Below are 8,456 nucleotides of genomic sequence, written 5' to 3'. Positions count from 1 at the left end.
GTGTTGAGGCCAACGCCCATAATGCGGGCGGTTGCCCGGCATCCAACACCATTCATGGCCATATCAATGATTTTCTGGTGTGTACCGGGCTGAGAGGCGGTGTAAGTGAACTGCAGTTGCCATGTTTTACGGCAGTGAGAGCAGAGATAGCGCTGATGTCCGGCAGTACTTTTACCGTTACGCACCACGCCTTCAGTAGCTGAGCAGGAGGGACAACTGATGGAGATGGAAGCCACGGGAGCACCTCAAAAACACCATCGTACACTAAATCAGTAAGTTGGCACCATTACCGGCTTTTGGACTGAATCCAAGACCTCGCTCGGAAATCTCAGCTTTTATCAATTCTAATCTTTTATGAAGATCATCAAGTGATTTTTCCATTGCCCCGGTAGTGCCGTCAAATTGAATAGCTTTTTTAACCAACTCGGCGCTAACAACTTTTTCACTGCTAATGGCTGTCGTAACGAATAACTGTGCATCAGGGCTACCATCAGCCCCGAGTGCACTAAGTTCCGCAAAGCGCTCATAATCATTAGAGGCTTCTTCAGCCCAAAGCTTTATCGGTTGGATAACAGCCTTATGAAAATTAGCTGGCAACTTTAAAGTCGCACTTGCAAGCAAATATGCATCAGGTTCCAATTCAGATAAAATTTCTGTTTGCTGCTCAGAAAGATTATGTCCCTCATCATACACAATTAATAATGGGCGCCGTTTAGCACCTGTTTTTCGTGCAATAAGTCGCTCCCATGGAGATGAATCGCCGAATAGATCAGCATCTTTCTTATATATATTTAAAGCCCCCTCAGATTGATCTCTGTTATTAAAAAGACCAGTAGTGGCCATGATCATCAAAGGTGTGCTCCCATCTTCGATATGCATAGGAGTTAGCTGAGCTATATTTATGATACGAAAACCATCTACGATTTCTGAATATTTTCCACCTGCACTAAAGTTAGAATAGGTCTGAGCAACTACTGACTTCGCTTTAGACATCCAGAATATTATGGGTTCTGAAGAAAAATGAGATCTTAGTAGGGTAACGGCTTGTGCTAATACTGGTGTCTTGCCTGCTCCTGTAAGTGCAGATAATGCCTGAAAAAATGGTCGCGGTTTTGGCCCTTTGCTAGGGCGATATGGATGCCCAGCGAAAAATGCGTAGCGGTCTACGATTGTCTTTGCAGCATCGGCTTGAAATACTTTAAGTTCAAAATCAGGCATCAGTATCATTCTCATTATTGAAGGAGTCCTGACGCTGGCTGAAACCTATGTGCTCAAGAACCCTATCTGGGATTTTATAAAATTCGACACTACTACCGGTGTATGGAGCAAGGGCAGCATACACATGATAATGTGGGGCTAAACCTGCCTGCCTAGACTCTTCAGCTATTTCCCTGAATGCTGCTTTAGTCAGGGCTGATGGTTTATCTGGAGCCCCCCAAATTAAGAAGAACCCTTCTTGTTTCGAGTTAACCGCAAATAGATGCCGATTCGGCTGAGTAGGTAGCCTTCTGAGATACGACTTTGCTTTTTCTGCTTTATCCCAATAACTTGTGAGTAATAGATCTATCATTTCCTCACGAGCAAGCGTATTCACCGCATCAGCGTCTATTTTTTCGCGCTTTAGCTCAATAAATCGAAATCCCCCCACTAATGGTTCTTTTTTAGTTTTAGACCAATCACCTGAAATCACACGCTTTACACGCTCAGCTGTGAGGGTTTTTGCATAGTGGTCACCTTTCTCAGTATTGCCTTGTTCAATTAAAATGAATCGTCTATTTGTATCGGCTTCTTTATTTAATTCAAGCACTGCATGCCCCGTAGTTCCAGAACCTGCAAATGGATCTAAAACAATGCCGTCCGGACGACACCAGAGTTGGATGATTTTGGTCATCAATTTGAGAGGTTTTACGGTAGAAAAACCATGCCCTTGACCAACAACAGCTGTTAGTTCGGCCACACCATCTGCAGATCGACCCGACTCCGAGTAATCCCAAGATGTAGAGCCTAAATCAATGTCAGTCAGGATTTCGGAGGCAAGATCGGTATCTGACCAGTATGTTACGGGCACTTTCCCTTTCTTTATTTGTTCAAGATAAGTTTTGACGCGGGGTCTACCCAGACCGTCCCGGCCAAACCAAAGAAATGGCCAGTTATTTTTTGCAAGCCGGGCATATGCTTTCTTAGATACTGAGCTCGCGATAGCTCCTGGTTGTTGGCCTTTAACAACCAAAGCTTTTCCACGACCATCTCCTATATCGCGTTCTTCGTACTCAGGTCCCCAAGCGTTCAGCCATATTTTTACATTCTTCTTAGGATGCCTCCACGCACCATTACCAGCTGGGTAATGCACAACTCCTGTGAATGGAGACTGGATACCATAGTCGTCCTTAGCTGAATAACTTTTTGCAGTAAGATTTCCCTCACGCCAGTCGTTTCCCGGGTCGTTGTCTGGATTGGAGTATCTCTTGTTGTCAGCCTCTCCACGAGCGAGCGATGCCGTCCGTACACGGGTTATATCTTTCCCGTATACCAGTACGTACTCGGTTGCCGTCGAGACATGTTTATTATCAGGTCTCGCAGCCGCGGACTTTTGCCAGTTAATAATTGCTAAACGATTATCCTCGCCAAATATCTCATCCATGAGCATTCCTAGGCGGAAAAGTTCCCGATGATCGATACAAATCGCCATCACGCCACCTGGTTTCAGCATCTCCCTCATCATCCAAATTCTGGGGGTCATGAAGCGCAACCATTTGCTATGCTTCGAACCGTCGTCTTTAGGAACTACATCGCCCAAATCAGGGTCGTTGGGATCTTTATCCCATTTGTCGTTATAACGGAAATCCTCTCCGGTATTGTAGGGAGGGTCTGTCAGTACGAGATCAATCTGCCCTCTATATTTATAGAGAGTGACCATTGCGGAAAGATTTTCTCCATCCCAAATCTCATTTTCAGCCTGAGCAAGCTCTTCACCACAAGAATATTTTTTTATAATACTGAAGAGCTTAGGCTTCACCTGTCTGATTATTTGCCACGGAGCTGTTCGGCCGGTGTAATTCATAACGATGCCATTTTTACCGGCGTCGACTAGTGCCGCATCATGCTCTTGAAGCATTCGGACCAGTGCCGCCCTAGGCAGTTGTTCGTAATCCATAATTGCCCTTTATCGTTCATGCTAATAACAGTAGACATAGCTTTATACGAGGTTATTTCCTATCGTGTTCAGCCTACTAGTGACGTTCCATCATGTGTACCACTACGTAGTAGCGAGAATTTTGTAGACTGTGGAACGTGCAATCTTTAACTGTCTGGATATGCTGGTTGCGCCAAGACCTTGTTCACGAAGACAGTGAACTTTAGCTTTATCCACTGTTGGTTTGCGGCCAAATTTAATCCCTTTAGACTTGGCCTCTAACCTTCCTTCATTTGTTCGTTCAAGGATGCGAGTACGCTCTGCTTGAGCTACTGCTGAAAGAATGGTGACGATCATCTTCCCCATCTCCCCATCAGTACTAATCCCGTCATCAATGAACCGGACAGCCACGCCCTGGGCGTCAAATGTTTTAATCAGTTGGATCATATCGGCAGTGTCGCGGCCAAGACGGTCAAGTTTCTTGACCAGAATGACATCACCTTCCTCCACCTTCATACGGAGCAGATCCAGCCCCTCCCTGTCGGCAGAGCTGCCGGATGCCTTGTCGGTAAAGATGCGGTTGAATTTCACCCCCGCGTCTTTGAGCGCCTTGACCTGAATATCGAGAGACTGCTGACTGGTTGATACCCGTGCGTAACCAAAAAGTCGCATAAAAATGTACCTTAAATCGAATATCAGACACCGTATGTCTATTATGGCAAAAATACGATTTAATAGACAGTCCATGCCTGCCGTTTTATGCTGTCTTATAATTCATAATATTTCGGACGGTTGCGAAATTGTTAATTCATGACCATCAGGCAGGGAGGCCGGTATGCCCGTCGATTTTCTGACCACTGAGCAGGAACTGAATTATGGTCGCTATGTTGCAGAACCCAATGACGTGCAGCTGGCGCGCTATTTTCATCTTGATGAGCGGGATCTTGCCTTCATTAACCAGCGGCGGGGAAGGCATAACCGGCTGGGAATTGCGCTTCAGCTCACCACCGCCCGTTTTCTGGGCACCTTTCTGACAGACTTAACCCGGGTTCTGCCAGGTGTTCAGCAATTTGTCGCGGTGCAGCTTAATATTCGCCGTCCAGAAGTCCTTACCCGCTACGCAGAACGGGTTACCACCCTCAGAGAGCATACTGCGCTGATTAAGGAATATTACGGTTACCATGAATTTGGCGATTTCCCCTGGTCTTTCCGCCTGAAGCGCCTGCTGTACACCCGCGCATGGCTCAGTAATGAGCGACCCGGCCTTATGTTTGATTTTGCCACCGCGTGGCTGCTTCAGAATAAGGTCCTGCTGCCCGGAGCAACCACACTTGTACGTCTCGTCAGTGAAATACGCGAACGGGCAAATCAGCGGCTGTGGAAGAAACTGGCCGCGTTGCCGGACAGCTGGCAGACCGCCCGCGTGACGGAGCTTCTGGACATTCCTGAGGGGCAGCGTACTTCACCGCTGGAGCAACTGAAAAAGGGACCGGTCACCGTCAGCGGCCCGGCATTTACCGAAGCGCTGGAGCGGTATATCCGGCTGCGAAACCTGGAATTTTCCCGACTGAATTTTACCGGTCTGCCTGCTATACAACTGCGTAATTTGGCCCGTTACGCAGGCATGGCGTCGGTAAAATATATCGCGCGAATGCCACAGCAGAGAAAACTGGCCGTACTCACAGCATTCGTTAAAGCGCAGGAGACTGCGGCGCTGGATGAGGCCGTTGATGTGCTCGATATGCTGATACTGGATATCACTCGTGCGGCGAAGAAAACGGGGCAGAAAAAACGGCTCAGGACGCTTAAAGATCTTGATCGTGCTGCGCTAATATTGGCGCGGGCATGTTCATTGTTGCTGGATGAACAGGCTGACGATGCTGAACTGAGGGAGACCATATTCAACAGCATACCGAAAAGCAGGCTGGCAGAATCCGTCTGCAAGGTAAATGAGCTGGCCCGGCCTCAGAACAACAATTTCCATGACGAAATGGTGGAGCAGTACGGGCGGGTAAAGCGCTTTCTTCCGGCGGTATTGCGCGACCTGCATTTCCAGGCAGCGCCAGCCGGAGAACATACGTTGTCCGCCATTCATTATCTGACCGAACTGAACTGCTCGAAAAAGCGCATCCTGGACAATGCGCCTGAACATATTATTACCGGCCCCTGGAAACGCCTGGTATACGATGCGGAGGGCCGGATACAGCGTGCCGGTTACTCGCTTTGTCTGCTGGAGCGCCTTCAGGATGCACTACGTCGAAGGGACATCTGGCTCGAAAACAGCGATCGCTGGGGAAATCCCCGCGAGAAGCTGTTGCAGGGGGAAGAATGGCAGGCTCAGCGGGTCCCCGTTTGCCGGGCGCTGGGACATCCCACTGATGGACATAAAGGCGTGCAACAGTTGGCGGTCCAGCTAGATGAAACCTGGAAAACCGTCGCATCCCGCTTTGAAGGAAATGCGGAGGTTCATATTTGCCATGACGGTAAACATCCTTCCCTGACTATCAGCAGCCTGGAGAAACTGGAGGAGCCAACATCGTTGCATCGTCTCAACAGTCGGGTAAGGCTGCTACTCCCGCCAGTAGATTTGACGGAACTGTTGCTTGAAATAGATGCCAGAACGGGATTTACACGTGAGTTTACGCATGTCAGTGAATCCGGGGCCCGGGCACAGGATCTGCACATCAGCCTGTGCGCGGTCCTGATGGCAGAGGCCTGCAATATCGGGCTGGAACCGCTGATAAAGCACAATATACCGGCGCTGACGCGCCACCGGCTTAGCTGGGTAAAACAGAATTACCTCCGGGCAGAAACGCTGGTCAGCGCCAATGCCCGCCTGGTTGATTTTCAGTCCACACTGGAGCTTGCTGGCCGCTGGGGTGGTGGCGAAGTGGCTTCAGCTGATGGCATGCGCTTTGTCACGCCGGTGAAAACCGTCAATTCAGGACCTAACAGAAAATATTTTGGTTCCGGACGTGGCATCACCTGGTACAACTTCGTCTCTGATCAGTACTCTGGATTCCACGGCATCGTTGTCCCCGGCACATTACGAGATTCCATTTTTGTGCTGGAAGGCCTTCTGGAGCAGCAGACAGGGCTGAATCCGGTTGAGATCATGACAGACACAGCCGGTACCAGCGACATTATTTTTGGCCTCTTCTGGCTGCTGGGATACCAGTTTTCCCCCCGGCTTGCCGATGCCGGTGAAGCGGTATTCTGGCGAGTGGATAAATCGGCAAATTACGGTGCACTGGACGAACTGGCACGTGGTTGTGCCGATCTGTCGAAAGCCGAGGATCAGTGGGATGAGATGATGCGAACCGCCGGTTCGCTGAAACTGGGCACCATTCATGCTTCAGAACTCATTCGCTCTTTGCTGAAAAGCTCGCGCCCATCAGGGCTGGCACAGGCGATCATGGAAGTGGGGCGCGTCAACAAGACGCTGTACCTTCTTAATTATATTGATGATGAGGATTATCGTCGGCGGATCCTGACGCAGCTAAACCGGGGGGAAGGCCGCCATGCTGTGGCGAGGGCGATCTGCTACGGGCAGCGCGGTGAGATCAGAAAGCGCTATCGTGAAGGTCAGGAAGATCAGCTGGGGGCACTGGGCCTGGTCACTAACGCAGTGGTACTGTGGAACACACTTTATATGCAGGAAGCCCTGAGCTGGATACGCAGTAATGGAGAAGAAATCGGGGTTGAAGATATCGCCCGGTTGTCCCCACTGATGCACGGGCATATCAATATGCTGGGGCATTATACGTTTACGCTACCGGAGGATATTTTGAAGGGGGAACTGAGAGAACTAAATTTCAATTTAAACAATGAATTAACTTCTTAGCGTACGTTTTCGTTCCATTGGCTCTCAAACCCCAAAAAGTGGATAACCGAACAGCATCGGCGCGAGCGCCTCAAAAGTAGCTCCCCACGCTAAAGCGCGGGGCATTCAGAACGGAATCCCTCGATGGCTAACAGCTCGCCTGTTAGCCATCGAGGGATTGGACAAATCCGGCCACGCCGGATACGTCAGCAAATATCGCTGAAGAATTAGCTTACACGCTCGTAAGCGGCTCTTACGACCCGCTAACGCGGAGATACGCCCCAACTGCGGCTTCGGCCTTGTTGTGACCACTCCGACCGCGCACAAAAGCCTCTGAGCCGCTTTTAGCGGAATATGGCTTTGCAGGGTGAAGGGATGGATAGGCGATCCCTTTCGATCCCTCACTGGTATCGGCGGCTAACCCTCGGTGCTACCTGTCATTTCATCCTGCCGCCTTACATGCGCTAACGCGCATAAATCCCCGTTCCTCAGTGGAACGAAAACTCACGCTAACAGGGTAGTGACCGGGTAGCCACGATAACTGCCAACAAAATTAGCTTATAGGTTAATTCTACCTTGTCTGAAATTAGCCTATAGGTTAATATTAATAGAAATGGGAGGTCACATGTTTAGCGTTGTTTATCACCCGGAAGCCAGGGAAGAAGCCACAGCATTACCCGTAAAAATCAGGGTGAAGTTTGACCGTCTCATCGGCAAACTGGAGTATGACGCCCGATTACTGCGGGAGCCGGACACGAAGCCCCTGGGCGATGGACTTTTTGAGATCCGCACGATGGGGACGGACATAGCCAGGGGAATCTGGGTATACCACAAAGGCAATACCATCATCATGCTCCGTGTTTTCATCAAGAAGTCACAGAAAACGCCAGCGAAAGAAATCGATCTCGCCAAAAAGCGGTTAGCGGAGGTACTTAATGAAACTGGTAAGCCATAAAGAACTGCATAACGAGTGGATGCAGGACGATGAATATCGCGCTGCATGGCAGGAAGAAGAACGTAAGGAAAAGCTCAGGGAGCTGCTTGCTGAATGGCGCAAGCATGACAACCTGACAAAAGCGCAGGTTGCTGAACGCATGGGGGTTACACCTCCGGTTATTTCTCGCCTGGAAAACAACATCACCAAAGCCAGCATCGACACACTGACCCGCTACGCTCACGCCTGCGGCATCAAGAAACCTGTCATTGCCCTGTACTGAATAGCCAGCCCTCCGGGGCTGGCCTTTTTGTTTCGGTCAGTCCCAAAATTTTGTTAAAGCAAGTTTAAAATGTCACCTGTTTCTCCAAAGTTGAAATGTCACTTCTAAGCCAATCTATTTATACATAATCTTTACATCTTTCCCCGGTGACAAAGTGCTAATTGGTCTGTAATGTTCAATGTGTGGCAGGCAAGCCGCCGGTGACTTAGGGAAGGTGCGAACAAGTTCCTGATATGAGATCATCATATTCATCCGGAGCGCATCCCAGAGGGACATCATGAGC

General features: G+C 49.4%; 7 protein-coding genes. 3 read left to right on the top strand and 4 right to left on the bottom strand.

Translation table 11 applies throughout. From position 1 onward, the window contains the following. The 4 genes from OGY13_RS01820 to OGY13_RS01805 all read right to left on the bottom strand — a co-directional run. Window positions 1-236: IS1-like element transposase (locus OGY13_RS01820; RefSeq protein WP_001735594.1), on the bottom strand; the 236-nt coding region annotated here is incomplete at its 3' end. 28 nt (window positions 237-264) lie between these two features. Further along, complete coding sequence (locus OGY13_RS01815; protein WP_286637520.1) at window positions 265-1,233, bottom strand: DEAD/DEAH box helicase family protein; 969 nt, start codon at window positions 1,231-1,233, stop codon at window positions 265-267. Then, a complete protein-coding gene (locus OGY13_RS01810) occupies window positions 1,211-3,154 on the bottom strand; it encodes a site-specific DNA-methyltransferase (protein ID WP_032490861.1) in 1,944 nt (647 codons plus the stop codon). The genes OGY13_RS01815 and OGY13_RS01810 overlap by 23 nt, the downstream gene beginning before the upstream one ends. Window positions 3,155-3,256: 102 nt before the next feature. Beyond that, the gene (locus OGY13_RS01805) at window positions 3,257-3,805 is read right to left on the bottom strand and encodes a recombinase family protein (RefSeq protein ID WP_025760443.1); all 549 of its coding nucleotides are present in this window, start codon (window positions 3,803-3,805) and stop codon (window positions 3,257-3,259) included. 163 nt (window positions 3,806-3,968) lie between these two features. Between OGY13_RS01805 and OGY13_RS01800 the strand changes: the two genes are divergently transcribed. The 3 genes from OGY13_RS01800 to OGY13_RS01790 all read left to right on the top strand — a co-directional run bounded on the left by OGY13_RS01800 (window position 3,969) and on the right by OGY13_RS01790 (window position 8,173). Next, window positions 3,969-6,977, top strand: coding sequence for a Tn3 family transposase (locus OGY13_RS01800; RefSeq protein ID WP_012817690.1), 3,009 nt, complete (start codon window positions 3,969-3,971; stop codon window positions 6,975-6,977). Between the two features lie 604 nt (window positions 6,978-7,581). After that, the gene (locus tag OGY13_RS01795; RefSeq protein ID WP_000493286.1) at window positions 7,582-7,911 is read left to right on the top strand and encodes a type II toxin-antitoxin system RelE/ParE family toxin; all 330 of its coding nucleotides are present in this window, start codon (window positions 7,582-7,584) and stop codon (window positions 7,909-7,911) included. Next, window positions 7,892-8,173: a helix-turn-helix domain-containing protein gene (locus tag OGY13_RS01790; protein WP_000780222.1), complete on the top strand. Its 282-nt coding sequence runs from the start codon at window positions 7,892-7,894 to the stop codon at window positions 8,171-8,173. The genes OGY13_RS01795 and OGY13_RS01790 overlap by 20 nt, the downstream gene beginning before the upstream one ends. Window positions 8,174-8,456: the final 283 nt, after the last annotated feature.

Source organism: Citrobacter sp. Cpo045 (assembly GCF_030332875.1).
GTDB classification, from domain to species: Bacteria; Pseudomonadota; Gammaproteobacteria; order Enterobacterales; family Enterobacteriaceae; genus Citrobacter; species Citrobacter portucalensis.
Note: the sequence above shows the minus strand (reverse complement) of the source record. Positions and strands in the feature narration are given on the sequence as shown.

What these genes read in the sequence shown, in the direction of transcription:
- OGY13_RS01815 (WP_286637520.1), bottom strand. Translation starts at nt 1,233, where the DNA reads ATGAGAATGATACTGATGCCTGATTTTGAACTTAAAGTATTTCAAGCC.
- OGY13_RS01810 (WP_032490861.1), bottom strand. Translation starts at nt 3,154, where the DNA reads ATGGATTACGAACAACTGCCTAGGGCGGCACTGGTCCGAATGCTTCAA.
- OGY13_RS01805 (WP_025760443.1), bottom strand. Translation starts at nt 3,805, where the DNA reads ATGCGACTTTTTGGTTACGCACGGGTATCAACCAGTCAGCAGTCTCTC.
- OGY13_RS01800 (WP_012817690.1), top strand. Translation starts at nt 3,969, where the DNA reads ATGCCCGTCGATTTTCTGACCACTGAGCAGGAACTGAATTATGGTCGC.
- OGY13_RS01795 (WP_000493286.1), top strand. Translation starts at nt 7,582, where the DNA reads ATGTTTAGCGTTGTTTATCACCCGGAAGCCAGGGAAGAAGCCACAGCA.
- OGY13_RS01790 (WP_000780222.1), top strand. Translation starts at nt 7,892, where the DNA reads ATGAAACTGGTAAGCCATAAAGAACTGCATAACGAGTGGATGCAGGAC.